Origin of the sequence: Sphaerisporangium sp. NBC_01403, assembly GCF_045040145.1 — a bacterium.
In the GTDB taxonomy this organism is placed as follows: Bacteria; Actinomycetota; Actinomycetes; order Streptosporangiales; family Streptosporangiaceae; genus Sphaerisporangium; species Sphaerisporangium viridialbum.
This window is the reverse complement of the sequence record NZ_CP109534.1, coordinates 9061856-9087185: the sequence shown is the minus strand read 5'-3', so window position 1 is coordinate 9087185 and position 25330 is coordinate 9061856. Positions and strand designations below refer to the sequence as shown.

The window sequence follows — 25330 nt, the reverse complement described above, 5'->3', positions numbered from 1 at the left end:
ACGCGCGGAATTGGACACGATGGATGAGCTCGCCCCCACCGATCCGCTCGAAGCTTCTCAGGATCCTCCTGATTCCGCTCATTTCCATGATCGCCCTGTGGGGGTTCATCGCTTACTCCAGTGTCGAAGATATCGCGACCATCTCCCGCACCCAGAACCGCTGGGAGGCCATCGGTTCGCCGGTGCTGCAGCTGATCGTCGAGTTCCAGCGGGAGCGACAGCTCTCCGCCGAGGCGGTCGGCGGCACCGGCACTGACCGGCCGCTGGCTGAGCAGCGGCGGGTCACCGACGGCAAGGTGCGGCACCTGCGCCAGGTGATCGGGTCGGTCGGCCTCCAGGACGGAACCGCCGAAACCCCCGCCGAGGTGCGGGCCCTGGTGAAGGCGCTGGACGGGCTGGAGAAGCTTCGGGCGTCCGCCGACAGCGGCATGCTGTCCCCGCCACTCAAGATCCTCGACGCCTACAACGATCTGATCAGCGCCGCCAACCGGCAGTTCAGCGACAGCGACGCGCTGAGCGACGTGTCCTCCTACCGCGCGGTGCGTGGCATGTCCGCCTTCAGCGCCACCGCCGAGTACCTGGGCAGGGAACACGCCGTTCTCACCAGCACGATCGTGCACCGCAAGATGACCCCCACCGATCGCGCCGCCTTCGTCGCCGCGATGACCAACCGCAGGCTCGTCCTTACCAACGCCGAGCGGGACATGGGTCCCGAGCTGCGGACGCACTACGAGGAGCTCGTGAAGAGCGCCCCCTACGAGCGGCTGCTGGCGGTGGAGGACGCGCTCTTCGTGTGGGACACCAACGGCGCGCCTCCGGTGCAACCCGCCGTGTGGAAGAGCGACGCCGGGGCCCTCATCGGCAAGATCAGCCGGGACACCCAGTACGAGCTGGTCCGCGCCGCGACCGAAGCCCAGCAGCTCAAGGCCGGCGCGTACTGGCGGATCGGACTGGTCCTCGGTCTCGGCCTGCTCGCGGTGATCGTATCCGTCGTGCTGTCCTACCGGTTCGGGCGTTCCATGATCACCGAGCTGAGGCGGCTCCAGGCGTCGGCCGTGGAGCTGGCCGAGGAGCGGCTGCCGCGACTGGTCGAGCGGCTGCGCAGAGGCGATGACGTGGACCCCGCCACCGAGGCCCCCGGCCTGGGCTCCGCGGGCACCGCCGAGGTCGACCGGGTCGTGCACGCGTTCTCCGCCGTACAGCGCACCGCGGTGGAGGCCGCGGTCGGCCAGGCGACACTCCGCAAGGGCGTCGCCCAGGTCTTCCTCAACCTCGCCTGGCGCAACCAGGCACTGCTCCACCGCCAGCTCACGCTGCTCGACACCATGGAACGTCGCGTCGAGGAACCGGAGATCCTGGAGGACCTCTTCAAGCTCGACCACCTGACCACCCGCATGCGGCGGCACGCGGAGAACCTGATCATCCTGTCCGACTCGGCTCCCGCCCGCAGGTGGCGCGACCCGGTGCCCGTCTTCGATGTGGTGCGCAGCGCCGTGCTGGAGGTCGAGGAGTACACCCGCGTCACCGTGCCCCCCATGCCGCACGCCCCGCTGCTGGTGGGCGCCGCGGTCGCCGACGTGATCCACCTGATCGCCGAGCTGGTGGAGAACGCCACCGTCTTCTCGCCGCCCAACACCGCGGTCCAGATCCGGGGCATGACGGCGGCCAACGGCTTCGCGGTGGAGGTCGAGGACCGGGGCCTCGGACTGAACCGCGTCACCCTCGACGAGCTCAACGCCAAGCTCGCCGATCCCCCGGAGTTCGACCTGGTCGACAGCGACCGGATGGGCCTGTTCGTCGTGGCCAAGCTCGCGGCCCGGCACGGCATCAAGATCATGCTGCGACCCTCGCCCTACGACGGCACCACCGCGATCGCCCTGCTGCCGTCGAGCCTGCTCGCCCCCTCGGAGGCGCCGGACGCCGACGCCGCGCAGCGCGGGCCCAGGCAGGGCGGGGCCGGGAAGGGCGGGGCCACCCGCCCGGACGGGCCCGTACGGGCGCTGGGCCAGGCATCGGAGTCCCGGCCAAGAGCGCTCTCCAGCGCGCAGGACCAGGCGGGCCGCATCCCAGAGCCCCCGTCGGGCTGGTTCCTGTCCGAGCACGAGCACTCCGCCTCCTCGGCGCCCGCGCGGCGGGCCGTGTCCGTTCCCGACGCCGACGCCGACGCCGACGACCTGGACGGGCTACCGATGCGGGTACGGCAGGCCAACCTGGCCCCCCAGCTCCGCGTGGCGCGTTCCCCGGAGCAGCACGACGTCTCCATGCGATCTCCCGAGGAGCTCATGAAGCTCATGTCGTCCATGCAGCGGGGCTGGCAGCAGGGCCGAGGCGAGTCCGAGCAGGAACAAGAGATGTGGAACCGAAAGGAGGGCCATTCCGATGCCCGACCCCAGGCCTGAACTGAGCTGGCTGCTCGACGACCTGACCCAGCGTGTGCCCGGTGTCCGGCACGCCATCGTGCTGTCCGCCGACGGACTGGCCATGGGTGGCTCCCGGGAGCTGACCCGGGAGGACGCCGAGCACCTGTCCGCCATCTCCGCCGGCAGCCACAGCCTCGCGCTGGGCGCGGGACGGCACTTCGGCCTCGGCGGCGTGCGCCAGACCATCATCGAGATGGAGGACGGCTTCCTGTTCGTCACCGCGGCGGGGCAGGGCGCCCGGCTGGCCGTGCTGGCCGCGGGCGACGCCGAGCTCGGCATGATCACCTACGAGATGGCGCTCATGGTCAAGCGCGTCGGCGAGCACCTGTCCGCACAGCCGAGGGGGGCGGCTCCGGCGCCCGCCTGGAACGGTGCGAGATCGTGACGGGAGAGGATCCCGGGCCGCTGGTCAGGCTCTTCGGGCTGACCGGCGGCCGTGCGCGCCCACTGGGCGAGACCTTCGACCTGGTGGCCATCGTCACGACCGTCAGCACCTCCTTCGAGCCGGCAGAGCTGACCCCGGAGTATCTCACCGTGCTGTCGGCGTGCCACCGGCCCACGCCGGTGGCGGACGTCGCGGCGTACCTGAAGCTGCCGCTCAACATCACCCGTGTGATCCTCGGCGACCTCCGGCGTGAGGGCCTTGTGACCATCGACCGACCGCAGCCCGCGGCGCGGGCCATCGACGAACGCATCTACAGGGAAGTACTGCATGGGCTCCGCAGCCTCTGATCCGGGACCGACCGACGTCACCCCGGCGATGGCCATCAAGATCCTCATCGCCGGCGGCTTCGGAGTCGGCAAGACGACCATGGTCGGCACGATCAGCGAGATCCGGCCGCTGCACACCGAGGAGTTGCTGAGCGAACAAGGTGTCGGCGTGGACGACACCTCGGGTGTGGAGTTGAAGACCACCACGACCGTCGCACTGGACTTCGGCCGCATCACCATCCGCGAAGGACTGTGGCTCTACCTGTTCGGTACCCCGGGCCAGGACCGGTTCTGGTTCATGTGGGATGAGCTGGCCCTTGGCGCGCTCGGTGCCGTCGTCCTCGCCGACACCCGCCGCCTGCAGGAGTGCTTCCCGGCCGTGGACTACTTCGAGCAGCGCGGGCTCCCCTTCGTGGTCGCGGTCAACTGCTTCGACGGGGCCCGGCGCCACGATCCGGTCAAGGTACGCCGGGCCCTGGGCCTGGACGGGGTGGCGCCGATCGTGCTGTGCGACGTGCGCGACCGCGAGTCGGTCAAGGACGTGCTGACCACCCTGGTCACTTACGCGGTGGGGGGCGCCTTCGAGAACCCCCACCACGTCTGAGAGGAACGCCCCAATGATGTCGCGCTGGTGGCTGCGAACGGCCCCGGTGTTCCCGCCGGGGCCGCCCCTTCCGGGACATTGCACGTGAGAGTGCGCTGACCCACCTTCAATGTTACCGCTGCCGAACTTCCCGTTGCCGACAAGGCAGTGACCTGTCTGCCATGATCAGCGCCCGCCGTACTTTTCCGTCGTCGCTGCGCTTGTCGTCCTGTGCCTGTACGGGGGCGATGGGTACGAAAGGTGCTGGTGGATCATCACCCACGCGCCGTCTCTCCGTTGGAACACGCGGGTTCCTCGTGACCGGCTCTCGGTCGTCTCGCCATCGGCTTGCTCGGCGAGGATGTGGTCCAGTCCCCACGCGACGGCGAAGTCCCCCTGGGTCAGGATTCTCAGGTCTGGAATGTCCCAGCTGACGGCTCCGGAGGCCGCATCGAGGCCGCGCTCGCAGACCGCCCGTACGGCCTCCAGGCCGAGGTGCTGAAGGGGCTCCTCGTGCTCATAGGAGACGACGTCCTCGGCGATGGCGGCCATCAGGCCGTCCAGATCCTTCGCGGCGGTGCGGTCGAACCACTGCTCGTGCAGCCGGCGCACCTCCCGCTCCGCCACGACGTCCCCGTCCTCGCCCCCGGTGCTGGTGTAGGGGAACGAGTGGTGCTCGTGTGCGACGACCCAACGGCCGTTCTCCTTGCGAAGGCCGAGCGTCAGCCGCAGGCGGTTCTCAGGCTGGTCGGCGAGCTGTCGCCGCGTCCCGCACCGCAGCAGGGCGTGAGCGAAGGCGACGTCCTCACCAGCGGTGACGTCCAGAGACTCGATCTCGAACGAGGCGCCCTGCCGCTGCCACGCGAAGAAGGGCGGCCACGCCTCACGGTAGGCATCGATACCGCGTAGCCCCTCGTACGGTGGCGGCACGTCGAACATCACGATGTCCTCGGAGTGGTCCGCGAGGACGCCGCCCATGTCGCCGCTGTGGACGGCCTCGGCCCAGCGCTCGATCAAAGTCCTGATCTGTTCGGAGTCGGCAGGCATTCTTCAGCCCAGTCCCTTCTCGGTTGACGCTCCGGTCAGGACTACAACCCGCGCGGGCACGAGAAATCATCGCGAGCCGCCGCTTTCAGTCAGCCAGCTCCGCCGGAAGGCCGAACGCCGGAAACTCCGCCTCCAGGAACGAGACCACCTCGGCCACCCTCGTGCCGCGCAGGATGAGCAGGTCCAGGCCCGCCGGGACGTACACGGCCCTGTCCTTGTCCCACAGGTACGTGCCGAACGCGAGCTGCCCGTTCGCTCGGGCCGGCAGGAAGCGCCACCGCCTGCTCAGCATCGCGTCGGCGAGGAACGCCCGGATGCCGTCGTGGCCCTCGTACCAGGCGGTCAACGGTGGCATCGAGTACTTCGCGTCCTCTGTCAGCATCGCCACAATGGCCTCGACGTCCCCGGCCTCCCACGCGGCCATGTACCGCCGCGCCACCTCCCGCCGCGTCGCCTCGCCCATCGCGTCCAGGGTCGCCTGCTGACTGGCCTCGGGAAGCAGGCCGTCGAGGACCTTCCGGGCCCGCTGCAGCGCGCTGTTGACCGCCGCGACCGAGGTCTCCAGCAGATCGGCGACCTCACGGGCCGCGAACCCGAGGACGTCGCGCAGCAGCAGGACGGCTCGCTGCAGAGCCGACAGATGCTGCAACGAGGCGACGAACGCCAGCTCCACGCTCTCCAGGACCACGACGCGAGCCTCCGGGCTCAACTCCGCCGTCCAGCTCAGCCGGTGATCGGGGTACGGCTCAAGCCACACCGCCTCGGCCAGAGGCGCACCTTCCGGGCTCAGGTCAGTGGGGAGCTCGCGACGCCCCCTGCGCTCGATCAGCGTCAGGCACCTGTTGGTCGCGATCTTGTACAGCCACGGCCGCACCGAACCGCGGTCCTCGAACCGCTCCAGATGGCGCCAGGCCCGTACCAGAGTCTCTTGTACGGCGTCCTCGGCGTCATGAACGGACCCCAGCATGCGATAGCAGTGCGCGTGCAACTCGTCCCGCAGCGGCCCGACCAGCCGCCCGAAGGCCTCGTCGTCACCAGCCCGGGCGGCGGCCAACAGCTCCGCCGCGGCGCCCTCCTCGACCCGCACCGACAGCCCATCCTCACCCACCGAAGCCACGCTACGGCAACCCACCGACACCCCTCGAAACCGCTGACAGCCGCCTGCCACAGTGTCAGCCCGTCCGCGCCCGGAACAGGTCTACTCGCTCTCGCGCCAGACCTTCAGCCGGCCCGCTTTCCGCAGCCGCCGCTGCTGGACGCTCATGTAGGCGGCGCTCATGAGAAAGGCGAGCAGAGCGGCCGGAAACCAATAGGGACCTAACGCGTTCAGGTCATCCTCGGGAACCCCGGCGATCAGCGCCCCGGCGAATGCCCCGATCACGCCGTAAGCCGCGAGCATCTGCAAGGCGAGAAGACGGCTGAGCCGAAAGGCCCTTGCCACCGTACGGGTGCCGACCAAGCCGGAGACCCAGCACATGACTGTCCAGGAGACCGCGAACGTCCAGACGGCGATGAGCCATCCGCCTGCGGGATTCATCCCTGCCAGAGCGGTCGGCGCCAGGGCGAACATCAGCGCGAAGGGCAGGAACACGGCCACCGTTCCCGCGTACATGCGGATGTTGTCGTCGTCCAGCTCTGCCGCGAAGCTTCGGACGCGGGCACGTCGGCGCGACCGTTCACCTCGCACGCCGCGCCCTGTGCGCACGGCCTTGATCCCCCACCACATCAGCGACAGCAGGCCCAGCATCGCGGTCACGATGAGCAGGCCAGGCATCGAGTGGCCGTCCACACGGCTGTTCCAGACTAATTCGCACTCAGGGCACCGCCGATGCTGGGCTGGGGCCGCGCCGGCTCCGTCACACCTACGCCACCCGGCTCCGCGAAGGCGGCGCCGACCCCGCCCGGCGGGGAGCGACCGACTCCGTCGAACGACGCTCAGCACACCCAACGGCGTCAGCTGCAGCGCCCGAGCATTTGCACGTAGGTCACGGCCGGGGTGATGGACCCGGCAGCCGGATCTGCGCTTCCCAAGGCTGCTTGGGTGTACATCTCGGCGAAAGTCGGGTTGAGGAGGTTGTCGCGGTGTGGCTTGCTGTTCATCCACCACGTGACAGCCGCCCGCGGCGTGACATAAGAGCCTCCCCACCCCACGTAGGTGTTCTCGCCGACGGAGAACGAGGTGCAGCGGCGACCGTAGCCCACTGCCTGGGCACGGCTCAGCGGGGTCGAGCCGGTCTGCGGATTGATGTGCGGGTCGCACTTGCCAGGGTCGCCGTTCACGGGGCGGCAGTTCTTACCCGGCTCCACCTTTCCCCACCAGCGCAGCTTGACGGCATCCGCAGCGTGCCTGGCCGCGGCGGCGCCGAGTGTGAGGGCACCGCCTTTGCCCAGCGAGAGGTATCTCTTCAGCGGTTGCAGGTTGGTCCGTTCGGCGTTGACGAGACACAAAACCGCTATCTCGATGGTGGTCGCCTGCGCCCTGAAGGCGACACGTCCCCGGCTGGTGTCGGGAAACGCGGATTGGGGCTGGTAGACGAAGTCGATGTTCGCGCAGGTTCCAGCGCCTTTCAACGGTGGGGCCGCGGCAGCCGCCGGCTGCGCCAGCGAAACGGCGCCGGTCAGGCTCAACAGGAGGGCGCCGGTCACGGCGACGGCAGCCTGCCGGCGGCGTGACACAGGGCTGTCGGGCACGAGTCGCTGCTGCTTGCGGGAGAGCTGTATGAGGCTGCTCATGGGGGACTCCTCGGCGTCTGGTGTCCTTCAGTGATAAGCCAGGGGCCTTACAGGTACCTTGCGGCGCCCTTGAAGGCCCTGCGGCCCCTTTCGGCCCTCCACTCGGATCCACGCCACCGGCCGCTTCCCCCGTGTGAGTCGCGGACCGAACGGACCGCTCCCACGGCCCTGATGTCACACCCGCGGCGCCGGGGGCCTCTTGGGTAGCGAGCCGGGTTCACCGGGTCGGAACGGGTCGCCGAACGGGTCGGCCGAGGCCGCGCAGGTCGTCGACCGGGCCGCCGCGCGTCCGAACCGACCGGTGTGACCCCGCCCATCCATCACGAACCGGTTCGATCTTCACAAGGAGTGTCGTCATGACCGTTCTGGTCACCGGAGCCACGGGAACCGTCGGCGGCCACACCGTCCAGCACCTGCTGCGCGCGGGCCAGAAGGTGCGCGCGCTGACCCGTGACCCGGCCAGGGCCCGCCTGCCGGAAGGCGTGGAGGTCGTCGCCGGCGACCTCACCGACGCGGCCACCTTGACGCGGGCCTTCGACGGCGTCACCGCCGCCCACCTGATCAACTTCGGCAAGGACTACAAGCCACTGCGCAACGGGGAAGAGATCGTGGAACTACTTGTACGAGCGGGAGTTCGCAGGGTCACCGTTCTCGGCGGCTGGGAGGAAGGCACCCTGGAACCCGCCGTCCGGTCCAGCACGCTGGAGTGGACCGACCTGAAGCCGATCGAGTTCATGGGCAACACCCTGGCCGACTGGGGCGAGCGGCTCCGCACCGACGGCGTCATCCGCGAGCCGTACGGGGACCGCAGGAGCGCCCCGGTCCACGAGTCCGACATCGGCGCCGTGGCCGCGGTGGCCCTGACCGAGGACGGCCACGCCGGCAAGGCCTACACCATCACCGGGCCCGAGGTGCTGACCCCCCGAGACAAGATCCGCATCCTCGGCGAGGCCACCGGACGGGATCTGAGGTTCGAGGAACTCACACCCGACCAGACCCGGAAGGAGTGGGTCGAAGAGGGCACGCCGCCGGACCTGCTCCTCTTCAAGGTCTTCGGCGACACCCCCGGGATCGGCCACCGGGAAATGGTCGAGTTCCTCCTCCGGCTCTACGGCACGAACCACGAACTCGGCTCAACCGTAACCGGCACCGTGGAAAAGGTGACCGGCCGCAAGGCCCGCACCTTCACCCAGTGGGCCTCCGAACACGCCAACGCCTTCCGGGGCCAAGCGAGCATCGCCTGAGCGCCCGTCCGAGAAAATCAACCGCCGCGCGGACATAGCGCTGGACCGATTCACACGGTAGAAACATTCCAACAACATCCATCTTCCGCGGCTGGATGCACGCCCCGTAATGAGAGAGCGCTCTCCCACCTCTGGGCGTGGCGTCCGGCCGCCCACCCCCCAGTAGACAGGTCGATGACCACTGTGAACGCCCTACACGCGAGAGCGCTTCCGCGGCCCTCGAAGCACCCCATTCGCCCGGTCCTCATGCCCGCCATCCCCCCGACGTCTTCTGTCCACGTAGCGCCGCACGCCGAGCGGAAGGGACGAACCGTATGACGATCCAGCTTCCTGGCAACGGAGGTTCCGCGAGGCGGCGCCCCGGCCGCAGGCACCTCGGACGGGCGTTCGCGCTCGGCCTCGTGCTGACGACCGCCGTCCTGACGACGGGAACGGCCGCCACCGCCGCCACGCCGGAACCCCGCACCCCGGACTTCGGGCCGAACGTCACCGTCTTCGATCCGAGCATGCCGGTCAGCGAGATCCAGGCGACCCTCGACGCGGCGCACGCCACGCAGGTCGACAACGAGATGGGCACCACCCGCCACGCCTACGTGTTCAAGCCGGGCACGTACGGCACCACGGAGCACCCGCTCCAGATCAAGGTCGGCTACTACACCGAGATCGCCGGCCTGGGCGCCTCGCCCACCGACGTCGTCATCAACGGCAAGGTCGAGGTCTACAACCGCTGCCTGGAGAACGGCGGCACGAGCAACTGCCTCGCGCTCGTCAACTTCTGGCGCACCCTGTCCAACCTGTCGATCAACGTCAACGCGGCCGGCCAGGACGGCTGCAGGGCATCGGCGAACTTCTGGGCCGTCTCCCAGGCCGTGTCCATGCGCCGCCTCAACGTCAGCGGTGGCAACCTGTCGCTGATGGACTACTGCACCGCCGGCCCGCAGTACGCCAGCGGCGGCTTCATCGCCGACTCCAAGCTGCCGTCCGTCACCAACGGGTCGCAGCAGCAGTGGCTGACCCGCAACAGCGAGGTCGCCGGTTGGTCCAACGGTGTGTGGAACCAGGTCTTCTCGGGTGTCGTCGGCGCTCCGAGCGACGCTGCTTTCCCGAACCCGCCGTACACCACGCTCGACACCACTCCGGTCAGCCGTGAGAAGCCGTACCTGTTCGTCGACGCGAAGGGCAAGTACAACGTCCGCGTGCCCTCCGCCCAGAAGAACACGCGTGGCATCACGTGGGCCAACGGCATGACGCCGGGCCGTACGCTGCCGATCGCCGACTTCTTCGTCGCGAAGCCGTCCGACTCGGTGCAGGTCATCAACAGCCAGCTCGCGCGGGGCAAGCACCTGCTGCTCACGCCCGGCGTGTACGACATCGCGAAGAGCATCGAGGTCAAGCGCCCCGACGCGGTGGTCCTCGGTCTCGGACACGCCACGCTCACCGCCGTCAACGGCTCGACCCCGCTCGACGTCGCCGACGTCCCCGGCGCCGTCATCGCCGGCGTCACGATCGACGCGGGTCTCGTGAAATCGCCGGTTCTGCTGCGAGTGGGCAAGAACCACGGCAAGGACGACCACGGCAGACGCCCGGGTTCGTCGGACAACCCGACGACCCTGTCCGACGTGTACTTCCGCGTCGGCGGACCGCACGTCGGCAAGGCCGACACCGCGCTCGAAGTCAACAGCGACAACGTGCTCATCGACCACACCTGGGTGTGGCGTGGCGACCACGGCGTCGAGGGCTTCACCGACACCCAACGGTGGAACACCAACATCGGCCGGTACGGCGCCGTCATCAACGGTGACCACGTGACGGCCACGGGTCTGTTCGTCGAGCACTTCCAGCGGTACAACACCGTCTGGAACGGCGACGACGGCACGACAATCCTGTACCAGAACGAGCTGCCGTACGACCCGCCGACCCAGGCCGACTGGATGAACGGCGCCGTCGAGGGCTTCGCCGGCTACAAGGTCGGCAACCGCGTGAAGACCCACAACCTCTACGGCGGTGGCGTCTACGTCTTCAACCAGAACAACCCGGCGATCCACACCGAGAACGGCTTCGAGGTCCCCCAGACCCCGGGCGTGAAGCTGCACCACATCATGACGGTCAACCTGAGCGCCGGAATCATCGACCACGTCGTCAACGGCGTGGGCGACCCGGCCGACACGACCAGAGTCGGTTCGCCGGTGTACGTCACGGAGTACCCGGCCCCGTAGAACACCCGCGCAACCCAACGGCACCATCGCCGCCCTGGTGGGCCGGAGTTCCCCAACTCCGGCCCACCAGCCCGGTGTGAGCCCCGCATCCGCCGACGGGCAGCCGCGCCTGACCGGCCTGTCCCTGCTGGTTATGGCGAGAACGCGTATGCGGTGGGTGCGTCGACATGGTCAATAACGCGATCGTTTCTCGAACGCCAGTATGATGCCACGGTCCAGACAGAAGGTGACCCACCCGGAAAGGGCTGCAAGTGGCGCAGAAGGTGATACTGGTTGACGACCTCGACTCCTCCGAGGGCGATGATGTAGTGAGACGGGAGTTCCCGCTGCTGAACCGGACCTTCGCCATCGACCTGTCGGATGCCAACCAGCAGCGGCTGAGCGACGCTCTCGCGTTCATCGAAGAGGTCCTGGAGAGCTCTCGCGAAGTGAAGCAGGCGTCGCGGTCGAAGAAGGCCCCCGACCTCTCGCCCCGATTGCAGGGCTACACCCTCACCGACGTCCGCAAATGGGCACGCGAGCAAGAACTGGACGTACCCGCCCGCGGAAAGGTCCCCGACGAGCTCATCGAGCAGTTCGTAGCCGCCCACCCCGACGCGACCTCCACGCAGTCGGTGCCGGAGGAGCAAGCAGAGGACGGCACGAAGCCGAGCACCGGCACCTGATCCGCCGGCCGTCCCGCATGGCGGCCTCCGACTCCTCGGCCGGCGGCCCGCCCAGCGAGCGTGACGGCCTACGATTCGTGCATGGTGCAGAGCAAGGCGGGAGACGTCGACGCCTACCTCGGCGAGGTACCCGGCGAACGCCGGGAGACATTGACCAGGCTGCGCGAGCTGTGCCGCACCGAGCTCACGGGCTTCACCGAGGCCATGGCGTACGGGATGCCCACGTACGAGCGGAACGGCACCGCGGAGATCGCCTTCGCGAGCCAGAAGCAGTACATCTCCTTCTATCTCATGCGCAGCGACATCCGCGAGGCTTTCGAGCAGCGCCTGGCCGGTCAGAACATGGGCAAGGGCTGCCTGCGCTTCCGCAAGCCGGAGCAGATCGATTTCGAGCTCGTAAGGGACCTGCTCGCAGCCACCGCAGCCGAGCCGGGCACGATCTGCTGACCGGTCGCCGGCATCTCCCACGGCCGCCGGACGATGACGAGGACGACCATCGCCGCCTCCCGACGTGGTGCCGCTCCTGCGGTTTCGTCGCCGGAGTGGCACCACGGGTACGCGCATGGGTTTCACGTCGTCACGGCCTCGCGCGTCCGGCCTGGGCCTGCGCGTGGAGAGGCCGACGGTAGTCGGAACCTATCGGGGTCGTCAGGCCCGGGGGTCGAAGGGGATGCCACTTGGCTTGGCGCCCGAGAGCAGGTCCCCGAACCGCCCGTCATTGATCTTGATGGTCGCGGCGCCGAAGTCCGCGTTCATCAGCCTGTCGCGCAGCGAGGTGCTGGGCCAGCCGTTCCAGTCCACGAGCGGGGGATAGCGCCAGTTGTGGTAGTGGTTCTCCGGCGGCTCGTCATTGCCGTTGGCGAGCCGGAAGAAGTGCGTGGACGCCCCGTCCTTGTGGTAGACGACCTTGGGGTGGGACCCGTCGAAGCGCACCTGCGAGCGCGTGTAGGTCACGACGCTGCTGTGCTGCGTGGTCGACACGTACTCCACCTGGTTGGACGCCTGGTTGACCCAGGAGATGACGTGCTCCCAGTCGTGACGGTGGCCGCCGAGGCTGCTGCCGGGCAGCGCCTGGTCCTTCTCGAAGTAGCTGGCGTACACGACCGCGCACCAGCCGTTGTTGCACTTGGACCGGGCGTAGGTCTGCGAGTTGTCCAGGTCCGACTGGTCCCGGCAGTTGCCGTTGACCGCCCCGGTCGGGTTCAGCCCCGGGGCGAGGGTCCCGTCCGGCCCGATGGCGGGGGTGGCGTAGCAGCCGTCGCCGTCGTAGTCGTAGGCCGGCGAGAACGACGCCTCGTACCCTCCGGCCGACTGGGGAAGGTTGTGCGGCGGATCGGCGTAGGCCGCCGACGCGGGGATCACGACCCCCAGAGCGGTGGCGCCGAGCACGATCCCGAGCCGGGAACGCTTGCGCCTGAAGAACGTTGCGGACCTCCTCTCTGACACGGTCGCTGACTTCGATGCCCTCGCGGTTGACGTGAATGACGACAGTTTTCGCATTCTTCCGCTTTCTCGAAGGACTGGCTCCATGACCTGCGTCGCGTCGGCGTGGTGGGGGTGGTAGGAGCAATCGGCGACGTTGTCCGCGCCGAAGTGAGCACGCCTCGCACTTTCACGGCACCACGGGACCGACGCATGATCAAGGTCCCCAAACCAGATGACACCGACATGTATCAGCGACGGCCGAAAGGTGGCCCACGAGCGAACCTCATGAACCGCCAGATCCAGATGCGCTACCCCACGATCTTGTCGTAGGCGCAGACGCTGTTGCGGAACTGGGCGTGCCCAACGGCCTCGTAGTCGAGCACGACCGACCGCACCGATGCAGTGACCAAGGGCTACCGGGTCAAGTGCACCATGGTCACCAAACTGGTCAACGAACTCGTCGAGGCCGCCGACGACAAGCGAACTGGCCAAGAGTCGGACGCGTCGACCTGCCCTGTATCGACTCAGCGGGACGTGACCTGCAGGTGCGGGCGCGGGGTGGATCTGGCTCAGTGGATGAGGTTCAGGCCGGTCAGGTCGGCCGAAAGCGCCCAGAGACGGGCTGCCTCACCGCTGTCTGTCGGGCCGCCTTCGGTGATGTGGCAGTCGGCACAGTAGTCGCCGCCGTGCGCGTCGAGCTCGGGTGATGTGGCGGCCCAGACCAGGGTCGCCGCGCCCTGCTCGGGTGTCTTGAACAGACCCGGCGCCGGGTTACCGTCGGCGTCGATCCAGCCGGCGGCGACCATCTCGTCGACAGAAAGGTGTCGCTGCAGCGGAGTGAGGATCCAGCCGGGGTTCACCGAGAATGCGTGGACCCCATGCGGTCCGCCGAGCCGATCGAGGTGGCGGGCGAACAGGATGTTCGCGAGCTTGGACTGGGCGTAGGCGGCCCACTTGTCGTAGCCACGGGCAAACTGTACGTCTTCCCAGCGGATACGCGAGTCCGGGTTGTACCCGGAGGAGACCGAGACGACACGGGCCCTACCGGTTGCCGTGAGGGCGGGCCACAGCAGGTTCGTCAGCGCGTAGTGGCCGAGGTGGTTGGTGGCGAACTGCGCCTCCCAGCCGGGCCCCACCCGCGTTTCGGGGCAGGCCATGATCCCGGCGTTGGCGATCAGGATGTCGAGGGTGGCGTGGCTGCGCCGGAACCGTTCGGCGAACGCCCGGACGGAGGCGAGGTCGGCGAGGTCGAGCTGGTCGACCTCGACCCTTTCCATGCCGGCGAGTGCCTGCTGCGCCTGCTCGGGCCGGCGAGCCGGGACGACGACCCTGGCTCCGGCGCCGACAAGGGCACGGGTGGACGCGAGACCCAGGCCGGAGAAGCCGCCCGTGACTACCGCGGTCCTGCCGGTGAGGTCGAGCCCGGCCAGAACATCGCCGGCGGTGCTGGCCGCGCCCAATGCGCTGCGGTTTGTGCCATTGGTCGTGTGGCTGGTCATGCCGCGAACGCTAGGTGCTAGACCCAGGTCTAGGTCAACCGCCTAAGATCGGCATGGTGGAGGACGCGAGTCTGAGTATCGGCGAGGTGGCGCAGCGCACCGGGCTGAGCGTGCACACCCTGCGGCTGTACGAGCGTGAGGGGTTGCTGGCCGGCGAGGTCCGGCGTGACCAGAGCGGCCGCGACGACAAGGCCGTCCACATGCTCGGCGATCGCCTTCAGGATGTCGCCGTCGTCGCCGAGGGTCGCAGTGACGAGCGCGACCCGGCGAAAGCTCGCCTCCGATGCCAGCCGCACGGTGACCCGCTCGGATGGAGGCGACAGGAAGTGTGTCCGGCCTTCGACCAGGTAGCCGAGCGCCGCGCCGTTGGGGGAGGCGAATGTGGCGACGCTGGTGCTGTGCATCTTGCGCACGCCAGCCGCCGCGTGGATCTCGTCGGCGAAGACGACCAGGCAGCCGCGTCCCCAAGAGGCGGGGTGGGCCGCGACCTGGATCGCGGCGAGCAGGTTGGCCGGGCCGTCCGCACCGGCCACGGCGGGGTTACGCATTGCACCGGTCATCACGAGCGGGGTGGGCTCGGTGTGGAGCAGATCAAGAAGGTATGCCGTCTCCTCGATGCGATAGATGGGGAGTTACCGCCTGTGTCCCCTGATCCTCTGGGAGATATTGCAGACGCGATACCTCTTCCTGCAGATAGCGGCCTGTATATTAGTTTTTCCGCTGGAGCTGATCGATATCTGCTGCATGCCATGCATGACGGTGGGGCTGTTCACCGCCGAGTAGACCTTGTTTTGCTTGCCGTTCCCGCTGTCCATGTGGAGCCTAACGGGGCCGTTATCGTCGAAGACGACGGTCCCGCGGGTGCCCTGTCGGACAGTCACTGTGTTGGCGCTTGCCTGCGTCGAGGCGGTGAGCCCCCAAATAAGGATGACCAGCGCGGCTAGCGTCAATCGCCTCACGTTGATGAGCAGGCTCGCAAGATTATTCACTGCACAGTAACGAAGCATTTCGTTCCCCGTCCGCGCTTTGAGGCCATCTCGTGGTGGGTACTTCCGTTTGTTCGGACATGACTGACGTTAGCCCCCATACCCGCGACCGGGACTCGGTCCCGTTCCGAGTGATCCACGATGCAGATCATTACTCCCTCATGTCATCACAACGACAAGAGCTGACCTCGCTTGTATCGGGTGGCCAGTGACTGATCAAACAATCTTTCATGATCTTGATCCGTGAGCCTGCCGACTCCTGTTGATGTTCGGTTGAGGGTGGTGGGCATGCCGAAGGCCCGGCGGGGTGCGTCGGGGCGGCCCGTGGTCCCCCACGGTCGGTCGCGAATGACGTAGGTGAGGGTCTTCCGCTGCCGGCGCTCGCGCCGGCAGCGGGTCTGCCCGATCGTCCCGGTCGCCGGTCAGGGCTGGATGTTCTCCAGGTCCTCCAGAAGGTGCGGGTGCTTCGGCTCCCAGCCGAGCGCCTGCCGGGTGTGGGTGCTGGACGAGGGCTGGTCGTTCGCGAAGATCGGGCCGAGAGGGCCGTAGGTCTCCGATGGCACCGACTCGACCGGCAGGCCCAGCCGTCGGCCGATGACCGCGGCGATGTCACGCACCTTGTCTCCCTCGTCGGCCACGGCGTGCCAGGAGCTACCGGCCGGCGCCTGCTCCAGGGCGAGCCGGAAGAGGACGGCCGCGTCGAGCGCATGCACGGCCGGCCAACGCTGTGCGCCGTCGCTCGGGTAGCCGGATACGCCGGTCTGGCGTGCGATGCCGGTCAGCATTCCGGCGAACCCGCCCGTGCCCTGGTTGTGAACCGTGCGCGGCATGCGTACGGCCGTGCTCCGGACTCCGCGCGAGGCCAAGCCCAGGACCGCCGTGACCGCGCGGCCACGACCACCGACCGGCCCGTCGGTCGGCAGCGGGTCGGCCTCGGTGGAGGCGCGGCCCGGCACATAGGGCGTACCCGAGACGGTGACGAAGGGGCGGTCGCTGCCGACGAGTTCCTCGCCGAGGGTCGCGAGGGCGGCACTTTCCTCGGCGACCGCCTTTGCGAGGGCGTCGGGGCTGCTGAAGTCGTTGCTGAATGCCAGGTGGATCACCCCGTCGGCCTGAGCAACGCCGGCGCGAAGGATGTCCAGGTCGGCGAGAGCTCCCCGGAGCGGCTCGGCGCCGGCGGCCTCGGCGGCCAGCGCGGACGCGTCGGACCGGGCGAGGGCGAGGACGGTGTGGTCGTTGCCGAGCAGTTCGGCGACGACGGCGGACCCGATCAGACCGGTGCCACCGGTAACAAAGACGCGCATGGAACCCTCCCGCAAGTGATGGGACTCTTGTCCCGTCACCCTAGCAGGGTGACGGGACAAGAGTCCCATCGCGTATGATGGACGCCATGGGTCGGTGGGAACCAGGGGCGCGCGGACGCCTCATCGTGGCTGCCGTCGACCTGTTCACCGAGCAGGGGTACGACGCCACGACGGTCGCGCAGATCGCCGAGCGCGCCGGGGTCACCAAAAGCACTTTCTTCCGGCACTTCTCCGATAAGCGCGAGCTGCTGGTGGCCAAACAGGAGACGCTGAGTCGGCTGCTGGCCGAGGGGATCGGCGAGGCGCCCGGTAACGCCAGCCCGCTCGAGGCGGTCGCTGCCGGTCTCGAGCGCGCATCGAGCGCGATGGGCCCCATGAATCGGGAGCTCGCCCCTCGCCTGAAGGCGGCCGTTGCCGCCAGCGCCGAGCTTCAAGAGCGTGACGCCCTCAAGAGCGTCAGCCTCGCGGCCGCGATGACAACCGCTCTGGTCGCCCGCGGCGTACCCGATCCGACCGCGGCTCTCGCGGGTGAGCTGGGCGTCCTCGCCTTCAAACGGGGGTACGCCGAATGGTCCGAGGGCGACCGTGGCGCCAAGGACGAGCTCGCCGGGTACGTCCTGGCGGCCCTGGACGAGCTGCGTGCGGCGAGCGCATCGCTGGGCTGACCGGGCAAACCTCACCCGCTCATCGGCTGCTTGCGCATCGACCTATCGCTCGTCAGGCTCGCCTATGGACGCTCACGGGCTCGAACCGCTTGCTACTGTCCGCGTGGCGGCAGCGGCCAACAACCGTCGACGCCCAACCCCGGGTGCCCGAGCAGGTGAGATTCGCGACCAAACCCGAGCTGGACCGGCAGATCCTGGCCGACCTGCACGCCGAGGGCCGGCTACCGGCATGGGTGACCGGCGACGAGGTATACGGTCCTCACCCGGGCCTGCGCGCCTGGCTGGAAACCCCCGAGGTGAACACCGGTTACATGCTGGGCATCTCCAAGTCGACCCCGATCGCCCTCACCAGCGGCACCAAGGCCAGAGCCGACTCGGCGCCGAAGATGCTCACCGCCCGCGACTGGGTCATCGACTCGTGCGGGGCCGGCTCCAAGGGAGAACGCCGCTACGCCTGGGTCTGGATCGGCACGGCCGATCCCAGCCGCCACCTGCTGATCCGACGCAGCGTGGTCCCCAACGAAAAGGCATCCGTGAGGTGGCGTTCTACCTGCGCTTCGTCGCCCAAGGGCGTCCAGTCACGCTGCGAACCCTCATCATGATCGCCGGACGCAGGTGGCCGGTAGAGGAAGATTTCCAAACCGGAAAGGATGCCTTCGGCCTGGACCATTCCCAGGTTGTCGGCGATCACGAATTATTACGTGCTCGTCCACACTCGAAGGAGGCGTACACAGCGACGCGCCTGACGCGGGTCAGGCAGTCGTCGCGATCGCAGACGAACCGGATGTGATCACCTGCCGCGAGCGTGCGCAGGCTGGGGTATTGGACGCGGACCTCGATGGTCTTGCGGCCAGCGGCGACCAGATCGAAGTAGCGGCGGTAGAGGTTCATCTCGCGGGCGCGCACACCAATGGTCATCGCGGGCCTGCTGCTCATGATCCGGTCCAGTTCTTGTGGTGTAGCTCGTCTGGCTCGTCGGCAAGATGCTCGCCGACCCCAAGCATTTTCTACCGCCAGCGGACATCAACATAGGAGTCGAGGTCACCGTCCCAGGAGGTGACGTCCAGCATCCAGGGTCTGGTCCCGGGCCGCGCCGGTACCTTCCCGCCTCTGATCAGCGACTTCGACACGCAGCTGACCTGCCTTCAGGTCGGCGCCAGCCCGCTCCCGCGCATCGGATCCTTCTCACCTCGCTCAGACAGGCAGGTTCCAGCTTGGCCCGTCGGGTTCGCCCAGCCAGACATACTGACGGTCTCCGGTGACGGTGAGCCCGTACGCGGACTGGTGCGGAGAGCCGGCGCTCTGCCAGACCAAGATGGCGTCCTCAACCGCGTCCCACAGCCGCAGCGGCCCGCGCTGGCGGACCGTCCAGCCGCCAGCCGGATCGGGCCCGATGACGGCCTGCGAACCAGTGGCCACATCCCACAGGGTGACCTCGTCACCCCCGCCCAGCCGCATCGCCGACGGCGCGGCAAGCTGTGCCACGAACAGCCCGGCCGGAGTGTCCAGGACCCGCGGATCCACCCGGCTCTCCCTCACCTCCCCGCTCGCCAGGTAAGGAGAGGCCACCGGCGGCGGGCCGTGGGGGCGGGCGGTCATGAAGTAGATGTCGTCCTTAAGGAACCGCCCGCTCGCCGTACCGTCGTCACCGAGCGTGAGATGCGCGAACGCGGCTCCGCGCATCCACCCGGTCAGCGGAGCGGTGATCGTGCCACCGTCGCGGACCTGCCATATCCACGGCATCGGAATGTAGCGCACCGAGCAGGTGGCGATCAGCCGGTCGTACTCGGCGTTCTTGTCATAGCCCGCGAGACCGTCACCGGTCACGAGCATGGGCGTGTACTCGGCCGCGTTGAGCGCGTCACGGGCCCGGTCGGCCACGGCCGGGTCGAACTCGACCGAGGTCACGGCCCTGTCGCCGAGCCGATGACACATCAGCGCAGTCGAGTAGCCGGTGCCAGTGCCGACCTCCAGCACCTTGTCTCCGTCGGAGATCTGAGCGGCCTCCAGCATCAGCACCACCAGGCCGGGGAGCGTCGACGAGGACGTGGGCGTTCCCGCGATGGTGCCGCGCGCACCCTCGACCGAGTTCCCGTCGATCTGCGTCACCCAGGTCTCGTTCCGGTACGCCAGCTCCAGCCACTCGTCTTCGGTGACCTCATCGCGGTGGATCACCTTCCACCGATCGCCGTACTCGGTGGCCCCGGCGATCGCCGAGCCGAGAAAGCGTTCCCGCGGCACGGACTCGACCGCATCCCGCCAGCCCGGGCCGCGGAGGGATCCGGCCTGGGCGAGCTGGTCGGCGAGGGCACTGCGGAGCCGTACGGCTTCTTGAACAGTCACGTCGGCTCCTCCAGGAGCAGGTCGGCGATGGCGGCGGCGATGGGCAACCCGGTGGCGTCCTCCAGCCAGGCCCACTGCCCGTTGGGATTGCACTCCAGGAATACCGGAACACCGTCGCCGGTGAGCGCGAAATCGAAGGCGCCGAAGCGCAGACCGAGCGCACCGACGTAGGCGAGACAGCCCTCGGCGAGACCGGGCGGAGGCTCGATGACCGTGTACGAGAGCCGGTCGTAGTCCTGCCGCCAGTCAAGCAGGTCGGAATCGAGCCGGACACAGAACACCCGCTCCCCCACAACGGTCACCCGAAGGTCGGCTGCCTTGTCGACACGGGTCTGGAACAGGTGCGCGGCGCCACCGATGCTGTCGTCCAGGTCACCGGACTGGACCTGAGCCGTCCAGATGGTGCTGGGCTCGCCGTTGGGACCGATGTACGGGGTGGCTCGCAGTGGCTTGTAGACGATGGGACCGTGCTCGGCCGCGAACGCGCGGGCGTCCTCTACCCGGTTGGTGATCAAAGTGGCAGGCACCTCGAATCCGATCCGGCGCGCGGTGGCGAGCTGGAGGGGCTTGTGCTCGGCCGCCGTGATCGCCCACGGGTGACTGACGTATGAACACGGCAGGGCCGCGAGGATTCCACCGACCCCGAAGCGGGACTGTGTCCCGACGAACCGCTCGACCTGCGACGGGCGGTCGGGCAGGTAAGGCGTCGGCCGCCGGTAGTAAACGGCCCGGACCTGCTCCAGGACGATCCGCCGTGATCGTGTGGTCAGGACACCGCGCGGGAGGACTTCTCCGAACCATGCCGACAGCTCGGCGTCGGCGGGGAAGTCAGCGCCAGGATCGAACCGCGCAACGTGTGCTTCACGCTCGTTCAGGTGCTTGATGACCATGTCCGCTGTCGGGTCGTCCAGGCAGGTGAGCACCAGGATCACAGGAACGGCCGTCAGTCGTTGTCGTAGTCGGTGACCGTGGTCTGGTCCGAAGGCTGAGGGTCCTTTCCATCGCCGCTGCCGCCCGTCCGCTGCGTCTTGCTGGTCTGCTTGTTGGTGCCGTGCTTGCCAGCCTCGACGAGCCGGCCGGTCATCGCGTCGCGGTAGAGCCCGGTCTGGGTGACTGGGTCAAGTTCGACCCTGTACGGCGCGGCGGTCGGAGACGCGAACGGGGCCGATCGGGTGAGGCCCCACGGTTGCCCGGACGGGTTGTTCATGGCTGTGTCCTTTCTCCGGTACGTCTCAGGAGTTGGGAGTTTCGTATTCGCCCGAACCCACGCGCTCCCTCCGATTTCGTAGTCACGGCGGCCGTTGTCCTGGCCGCCGAGCAGAAAGTCATGGTGAGTTGAGGCGTGTTACGGGCAGTGAGGTGCAAAGCGTCCGGACAGGTGGAGGGATAGGAGCGCCTGTCCTGACGTTAGGAAGGCATCTACCTGCGGCTCAACAAGTTTGAGCGTCTTTGCGGAACAGCCCATGCAGCGAGCAACCGCCCCGGCACGCCGCGCAAACTCGCGCAAACTCCTTGAGGCGGTAACGCACAGCACACAAACTCGGTGGCGTAGTCATCCGCTCCCCGATCGGAGGAGAAGCCCCATGGCGCTACGTTTCCTCGGCAAGGACACCATTGACGGCGGTTCGCCGACGCTGTTCGAGGACGGCGACAGATACGTGCTCCAAGGTTGGATCGTGACCGATCCGACCGTGCTGGGCCAGCTCACGCACGCTGACCACGAGACCCTCGTCGAGGTGCCGAAGGAACTGATGACGTTCTTGCCGGAGGGCGTGGCCGTCCCTACGGGATCGCCCCTGGTGCTTGATCGCGATGAAACGTACGTGTTCCGGGGGCCGCTCATCACCAACCCGGCCGTGCTCGCCCAGCTGGACATGCCCAGCCATGAGACAGTGATCGAGATCCCGAAGACCGCGCTGGAGGTGACCAGTGGGCTGGAGCGCCGAAGCGCCGACGTTTGACCAGTGGACCGCGCTGTTCCGTTCCTGCGAGCGGTCGGCGGTCCACCTGGAGATGCGTGACCTGTACGCCGTGTCCGCCGAGGACCCTATGTTCTCGGCATGGAAGGCGGGCCACCGCTACGACCCAGCCGACGAGGCGTCGTGGTGGCGGCCGTGGCTGAGCCTGATGCGGGAAACGACCGGCAGAGGTGTGGAGGTCAAGCGGGCCCGGATCGTGTCAGAGCCGGTGACCGAGTACATCCGCTTCGAGTACGACATTTCCTTCACCAACCTCATGGCGGGCGAACAGGGACGGTGGCTTCCTCGGCGTCTGGCGTCCGGGATCGCGCTGCCCGGCAACGACTTCTGGTTACTGGACGGAGATCGGGTGCAGTTCAACCACTTCACCGGGGACGGCGACTGGGCTGGAGTGGAATGGTGCGAAGAGCCCGACGTGGTGAAATTGTGCGCGGCGGCGTTCGACGCGGTGTGGGCGGCCGGTATCGACCACGGCGACTACACGCCCACCTGATCCCCCCGCCCTGTTTGCACACCAGGTAAGCAGCACCATGCCATCGCCTTCACACGCCGTCGTTCAGGCCAAACAGGCCCTGGGTGCCCGCCTGCGCGAGATCCGCCTCGTCGCGCGGCTTACCGGGCGGGATCTCGGCGACCTAGCGGGATGGCACTCCTCGAAGGTGTCGAGGATCGAGCACGGCCGGCAGACGCCGTCTGAGAATGACATCAGCACCTGGTGCCGACACTGCGGAGCCGATGACCAGGCCGGTGACCTGGTCGCATCGCTCCGCACCATCGACGAGATGTACGTCGAATGGCGGCGAATGCAGCGCACTGGCCTGCAGCGACTCCAGCAGGCCGCGGTTCCGCTGTACGAACGGACTGCCTGCTTCCGCATCTACGAGCCGTCGCTGATCCCCGGTCTGTTCCAGACGGCTGAGTACGCGCTTGCTCTCATGCGCGCCGTCGTCGCGTTCCGGGAGATCCCCGACGACAGCGCCCAGGCGGTCGAGGCCCGGCTGCAGCGGCAGAAGGTCCTTGACTCCAGCGGCCGACGCTGCATGGTCATCCTGGAGGAAGCGGCGTTACGGACTCGGATCGGCGACGCCGAAGTGATGGCCGGCCAACTCGGTCGCTTGCTCACCGTGGCGTCCCGCTCCAACATCAGCCTGGGGATCATCCCGATCCGTGACCGTGCCATGTGGCCTACCAACGGATTCTGGATCTTCGATGAGGAACGGGTCCTGGTGGAGACCCTGTCCGCGGAACTGACCGTGACCCAACCCCGTGAGGTCGCCCTGTATGCAAGGGCATTCACCGAGCTTGCAGAGTTGGCGGTGTACGGCGCATCAGCGCGAACGTTGATCGCCTCAGTCATCGCCGCCCTGGACACGTGACAGCTTGCGTGTTCGGCTACGAGTCCTGCTCAGTCAGCCCAAGTAAACTCGCTCATGGTCCGGCAGGGAGCGCGATCCGCCCTTCAGAGCGCGCCGAGCGAGCTTGGTCCGAAGCCGAACAATCACCAGACCCTGAGATGAAGCGCGGGCGGTGAGCGCGGCCATGAGGGCCTCTGTCGCATCGTCAGACCGGCGATATGAAGGCCGCCCTCGGGCGCGTATCGGGTTGTGATCAATCTGCGGGTTTCGCTCTCGTGGCAGGGACTGATCCGGTAGATCCTCGTGCGTGGCGCGAGTGCAACTGACGGACGTGGAGTGGGAGTTCATCAGGCCGTACCTGCCGATCGGCTGCTACGGCCCGTACCCCGAGTGGCTGCGGCAGCAGTTCGAGGGCGTGATCTGGCGGTTCAGGACGGGCGGGAAGTGGCGGGAGATGCCGAAGGAGTTCGGCGCCTGGTCGACCGTCCACAACCGCTTCCGGCAGTGGAGGGACGCCGGCATCTTCGAGGCCCTGCTGGAGGGCCTGGTCACGGAAGCCGCGAGGAGGGGCGAGGTGGACTTGTCCCTGGTCAGCGTGGACTCCACCACTGCCCGGGCTCACCACGACGCTGTCGGGATGCACCTGGACCCCGACGTTGTCGCGGCCCTGGAGAAAGCCGCATCCCAACAGGACGGGGCCCGGCAAAAGGGGGCAGTTTTGAGGAACCAGACGGGCGAGACGCCGGAGAGGACCCGGAGCGGGAAGAATGGCGACGTGTCCGTCGCCGCCGCAAGCTCCGATTGAGAGCCGCCCTGCTCGGACGCTCGAGGGGCGGGCAGACCAGCAAGGTTCACCTGGCAGCCGACCGGAAGTGCCGCCCGCTGGCGTTCGTCCTTACTGCGGGACAGGCTGCCGACAGCCCGCAGTTCATTCCCGTGCTGGAGAAAGTACGGGTTCGCGGGCCGGTCGGCCGTCCCCGCACCCGACCCGAAGCGGTCGCCGGGGACAAGGCCTACTCGTCCCGCGGCAACCGCACCTACCTACGGAAACGCCACATCAAGGCAGTCATCCCGGAGAAGAGGGACCAGGCTGCCAACCGGAAGAACAAGGGCAGCAAGGGAGGCCGGCCCGTCAGCCACGACGCCGACCTCTCCAAGGAACGGAACACCGTCGAGCGCCTGATCAACAAGCTCAAGGCCTGGCGAGGCATCGCCACCCGCTACGACAAGACCCCCGCGAGCTACCTCGCCGGTCTCCACCTTCGCGCCGCGATGATCTGGATCAAAGACCTCACCCGGACCACCCCTTGATCACAACCCGATACGCGCCCTAAGGCCGCTTCCGGTGAAGTAAGCCAAATACGACCACATGAAGCATAGAAGGGATTGTTCTTGTCTGAAGTGACCGCCGACTCAACCCGTGCCGATGAGCTGCGAGGGATGCTCGCGGACGAGCTGGTGACCGAGGGACTGATCGTGTCGAAGGAGGTCGAGACTGCGTTCCGTACGGTGCCTCGGCACCTCTTCGCTCCCGAGGCGGCGCTGGAGGAGGCGTACGCCCGGGACATCGTGGTCGCCAAGCGGGACGAGCATGGCATCACCATCAGCTCGATATCGGCACCGCAGATTTAGGCCATGATGCTGGAGCAAGCAAGGAGGTTATGGCGAATGTGCATGCACTGGGACGACCTCCCGGGCGAGACCACGGCTGCCCTCGCGAAACACACGGGCTCCGTCTGGTCATCGCAGACGGTGCCGGAGGGACTCAACGACTTGGCGGATTAACGTCAGTGGTCAGGGTCTGCTGCGGCTACCCGTTCGATCTCGATGGCCAGGACGCCGAGGGCTTCCTTCTCGGGTCCGTAGATGCGGCGGATGCTGGCGAGCTGTTGTTCGCGCGGGCTGTCGGGGTTGACGTTGATCGGTCCTTCGGTGTCGAGCATCTCCTCGAAGGAGGTGTACACAGCGACGCGCCTGACGCGGGTCAGGCAGTCGTCGCGACCGCAGACGAACCGGATGTGATCACCTGCCGAGAGGGTGCGCAAGTTCGGGTATTGGACGCGGACCTCGATGGTCTTGCGGCCGGCGGCGACCAGATCAAAGTAGCGGCGGTAGAGGTTCATCTCGCGCGCGCGAACACCCGTGGACATCGCGG

General features: G+C 67.8%; 26 protein-coding genes and 3 pseudogenes. 16 read left to right on the top strand and 13 right to left on the bottom strand.

Features of this window, described 5'->3' with window-relative positions:
- The first annotated feature begins 86 nt into the window (after window positions 1-86).
- The 4 genes from OG589_RS41015 to OG589_RS41000 are packed head-to-tail and all read left to right on the top strand — an operon-like array spanning window position 87 to window position 3735.
- Window positions 87-2399, top strand: coding sequence for a nitrate- and nitrite sensing domain-containing protein (locus tag OG589_RS41015; protein ID WP_405144115.1), 2313 nt, complete (start codon window positions 87-89; stop codon window positions 2397-2399).
- On the top strand, window positions 2380-2805 hold the full coding sequence (locus OG589_RS41010; RefSeq protein ID WP_405144114.1) for a roadblock/LC7 domain-containing protein: 426 nt from the start codon (window positions 2380-2382) through the stop codon (window positions 2803-2805). The genes OG589_RS41015 and OG589_RS41010 overlap by 20 nt, the downstream gene beginning before the upstream one ends.
- Window positions 2802-3152: a DUF742 domain-containing protein gene (locus tag OG589_RS41005; RefSeq protein WP_405144113.1), complete on the top strand. Its 351-nt coding sequence runs from the start codon at window positions 2802-2804 to the stop codon at window positions 3150-3152. The genes OG589_RS41010 and OG589_RS41005 overlap by 4 nt, the downstream gene beginning before the upstream one ends.
- The gene (locus OG589_RS41000) at window positions 3133-3735 is read left to right on the top strand and encodes a GTP-binding protein (protein ID WP_405144112.1); all 603 of its coding nucleotides are present in this window, start codon (window positions 3133-3135) and stop codon (window positions 3733-3735) included. The genes OG589_RS41005 and OG589_RS41000 overlap by 20 nt, the downstream gene beginning before the upstream one ends.
- Window positions 3736-3900: 165 nt before the next feature.
- Here the strand turns inward: OG589_RS41000 and OG589_RS40995 are convergent, their stop codons facing one another.
- The 4 genes from OG589_RS40995 to OG589_RS40980 all read right to left on the bottom strand — a co-directional run bounded on the left by OG589_RS40995 (window position 3901) and on the right by OG589_RS40980 (window position 7494).
- The gene (locus tag OG589_RS40995; RefSeq protein ID WP_405144111.1) at window positions 3901-4761 is read right to left on the bottom strand and encodes a YybH family protein; all 861 of its coding nucleotides are present in this window, start codon (window positions 4759-4761) and stop codon (window positions 3901-3903) included.
- Between the two features lie 85 nt (window positions 4762-4846).
- Complete coding sequence (locus OG589_RS40990; RefSeq protein ID WP_405144109.1) at window positions 4847-5869, bottom strand: sigma-70 family RNA polymerase sigma factor; 1023 nt, start codon at window positions 5867-5869, stop codon at window positions 4847-4849.
- A 90-nt stretch (window positions 5870-5959) separates the two neighbouring features.
- A complete protein-coding gene (locus OG589_RS40985) occupies window positions 5960-6508 on the bottom strand; it encodes a hypothetical protein (protein ID WP_405144107.1) in 549 nt (182 codons plus the stop codon).
- 206 nt (window positions 6509-6714) lie between these two features.
- Window positions 6715-7494 (bottom strand): CAP domain-containing protein, encoded by a 780-nt coding sequence (locus tag OG589_RS40980; protein ID WP_405144105.1) that lies wholly within the window; start codon window positions 7492-7494, stop codon window positions 6715-6717.
- A 356-nt stretch (window positions 7495-7850) separates the two neighbouring features.
- Here OG589_RS40980 and OG589_RS40975 point away from each other — a divergent pair, with 356 nt between their 5' ends.
- The 4 genes from OG589_RS40975 (at window position 7851) to OG589_RS40960 (ending at window position 12066) form a co-directional block, all read left to right on the top strand.
- On the top strand, window positions 7851-8738 hold the full coding sequence (locus OG589_RS40975) for an SDR family oxidoreductase (RefSeq protein ID WP_405144104.1): 888 nt from the start codon (window positions 7851-7853) through the stop codon (window positions 8736-8738).
- 314 nt (window positions 8739-9052) lie between these two features.
- Entirely contained in the window at window positions 9053-10954 is a 1902-nt protein-coding gene (locus OG589_RS40970) for an adenylyl cyclase (protein ID WP_405144103.1), read from the top strand.
- A gap of 263 nt (window positions 10955-11217) precedes the next feature.
- Window positions 11218-11619 carry a histone-like nucleoid-structuring protein Lsr2 gene (locus tag OG589_RS40965; RefSeq protein WP_405144101.1) on the top strand — a complete coding sequence of 134 codons (402 nt, stop codon included), beginning with the start codon at window positions 11218-11220 and terminating at the stop codon, window positions 11617-11619.
- An 81-nt stretch (window positions 11620-11700) separates the two neighbouring features.
- Complete coding sequence (locus tag OG589_RS40960; protein ID WP_405144099.1) at window positions 11701-12066, top strand: iron chaperone; 366 nt, start codon at window positions 11701-11703, stop codon at window positions 12064-12066.
- Window positions 12067-12267: 201 nt separating this feature from the next.
- Here the strand turns inward: OG589_RS40960 and OG589_RS40955 are convergent, their stop codons facing one another.
- Both OG589_RS40955 and OG589_RS40950 read right to left on the bottom strand, forming a co-directional pair.
- Window positions 12268-13065: an NPP1 family protein gene (locus tag OG589_RS40955; protein ID WP_405144097.1), complete on the bottom strand. Its 798-nt coding sequence runs from the start codon at window positions 13063-13065 to the stop codon at window positions 12268-12270.
- Window positions 13066-13613: 548 nt separating this feature from the next.
- Window positions 13614-14543, bottom strand: coding sequence for an oxidoreductase (locus OG589_RS40950; RefSeq protein WP_405144095.1), 930 nt, complete (start codon window positions 14541-14543; stop codon window positions 13614-13616).
- Window positions 14544-14596: 53 nt separating this feature from the next.
- Between OG589_RS40950 and OG589_RS40945 the strand changes: the two are divergent.
- Window positions 14597-14674, top strand: a pseudogene (locus OG589_RS40945) (MerR family DNA-binding transcriptional regulator); the annotation flags it as partial.
- A 195-nt stretch (window positions 14675-14869) separates the two neighbouring features.
- On the opposite strand, the pseudogene OG589_RS40940 reads toward OG589_RS40945, so the two are convergent.
- Together OG589_RS40940 and OG589_RS40935 are read right to left on the bottom strand one after the other, a co-directional pair.
- Window positions 14870-15160: pseudogene (locus OG589_RS40940) on the bottom strand (asparaginase domain-containing protein); the annotation flags it as partial.
- Window positions 15161-15951: 791 nt separating this feature from the next.
- Entirely contained in the window at window positions 15952-16833 is an 882-nt protein-coding gene (locus tag OG589_RS40935; protein ID WP_405144093.1) for an SDR family oxidoreductase, read from the bottom strand.
- Window positions 16834-16958: 125 nt separating this feature from the next.
- On the opposite strand from OG589_RS40935, the gene OG589_RS40930 reads away from it, so the two are divergent.
- Together OG589_RS40930 and OG589_RS40925 are read left to right on the top strand one after the other, a co-directional pair.
- Window positions 16959-17498 (top strand): TetR/AcrR family transcriptional regulator, encoded by a 540-nt coding sequence (locus tag OG589_RS40930; RefSeq protein WP_405144091.1) that lies wholly within the window; start codon window positions 16959-16961, stop codon window positions 17496-17498.
- Window positions 17499-17653: 155 nt separating this feature from the next.
- Window positions 17654-18100: a hypothetical protein gene (locus OG589_RS40925; protein WP_405144089.1), complete on the top strand. Its 447-nt coding sequence runs from the start codon at window positions 17654-17656 to the stop codon at window positions 18098-18100.
- An 85-nt stretch (window positions 18101-18185) separates the two neighbouring features.
- On the opposite strand, the gene OG589_RS40920 is transcribed toward OG589_RS40925, so the two are convergent.
- The 4 genes from OG589_RS40920 to tgmA form a co-directional block, all read right to left on the bottom strand.
- Window positions 18186-18434: an ASCH domain-containing protein gene (locus OG589_RS40920; protein WP_405144087.1), complete on the bottom strand. Its 249-nt coding sequence runs from the start codon at window positions 18432-18434 to the stop codon at window positions 18186-18188.
- Window positions 18435-18692: 258 nt separating this feature from the next.
- Window positions 18693-19841: an ATP-grasp peptide maturase system methyltransferase gene (gene tgmC, locus OG589_RS40915; RefSeq protein ID WP_405144086.1), complete on the bottom strand. Its 1149-nt coding sequence runs from the start codon at window positions 19839-19841 to the stop codon at window positions 18693-18695.
- Window positions 19838-20773 carry an ATP-grasp ribosomal peptide maturase gene (tgmB, locus tag OG589_RS40910; RefSeq protein WP_405144084.1) on the bottom strand — a complete coding sequence of 312 codons (936 nt, stop codon included), beginning with the start codon at window positions 20771-20773 and terminating at the stop codon, window positions 19838-19840. Before tgmB ends, tgmC begins: the two co-directional genes overlap by 4 nt.
- 11 nt (window positions 20774-20784) lie before the next feature.
- Window positions 20785-21048: a putative ATP-grasp-modified RiPP gene (gene tgmA, locus OG589_RS40905; protein WP_405144083.1), complete on the bottom strand. Its 264-nt coding sequence runs from the start codon at window positions 21046-21048 to the stop codon at window positions 20785-20787.
- A 376-nt stretch (window positions 21049-21424) separates the two neighbouring features.
- Between tgmA and OG589_RS40900 the strand changes: the two genes are divergently transcribed.
- The 5 genes and pseudogenes from OG589_RS40900 (at window position 21425) to OG589_RS40880 (ending at window position 24807) form a co-directional block, all read left to right on the top strand.
- The gene (locus OG589_RS40900) at window positions 21425-21802 is read left to right on the top strand and encodes a hypothetical protein (RefSeq protein WP_405144081.1); all 378 of its coding nucleotides are present in this window, start codon (window positions 21425-21427) and stop codon (window positions 21800-21802) included.
- Window positions 21771-22313 (top strand): DUF6879 family protein, encoded by a 543-nt coding sequence (locus OG589_RS40895; protein WP_405144079.1) that lies wholly within the window; start codon window positions 21771-21773, stop codon window positions 22311-22313. Before OG589_RS40900 ends, OG589_RS40895 begins: the two co-directional genes overlap by 32 nt.
- A 37-nt stretch (window positions 22314-22350) precedes the next feature.
- Window positions 22351-23196 (top strand): helix-turn-helix domain-containing protein, encoded by an 846-nt coding sequence (locus OG589_RS40890; RefSeq protein WP_405144077.1) that lies wholly within the window; start codon window positions 22351-22353, stop codon window positions 23194-23196.
- Window positions 23197-23482: 286 nt separating this feature from the next.
- Window positions 23483-24486: pseudogene (locus OG589_RS40885) on the top strand (IS5 family transposase).
- Between the two features lie 81 nt (window positions 24487-24567).
- A complete protein-coding gene (locus OG589_RS40880; RefSeq protein ID WP_405144075.1) occupies window positions 24568-24807 on the top strand; it encodes a hypothetical protein in 240 nt (79 codons plus the stop codon).
- A 155-nt stretch (window positions 24808-24962) separates the two neighbouring features.
- On the opposite strand, the gene OG589_RS40875 is transcribed toward OG589_RS40880, so the two are convergent.
- Complete coding sequence (locus tag OG589_RS40875) at window positions 24963-25325, bottom strand: ASCH domain-containing protein (protein ID WP_405144073.1); 363 nt, start codon at window positions 25323-25325, stop codon at window positions 24963-24965.
- Between the last annotated feature and the right edge of the window lie 5 nt (window positions 25326-25330).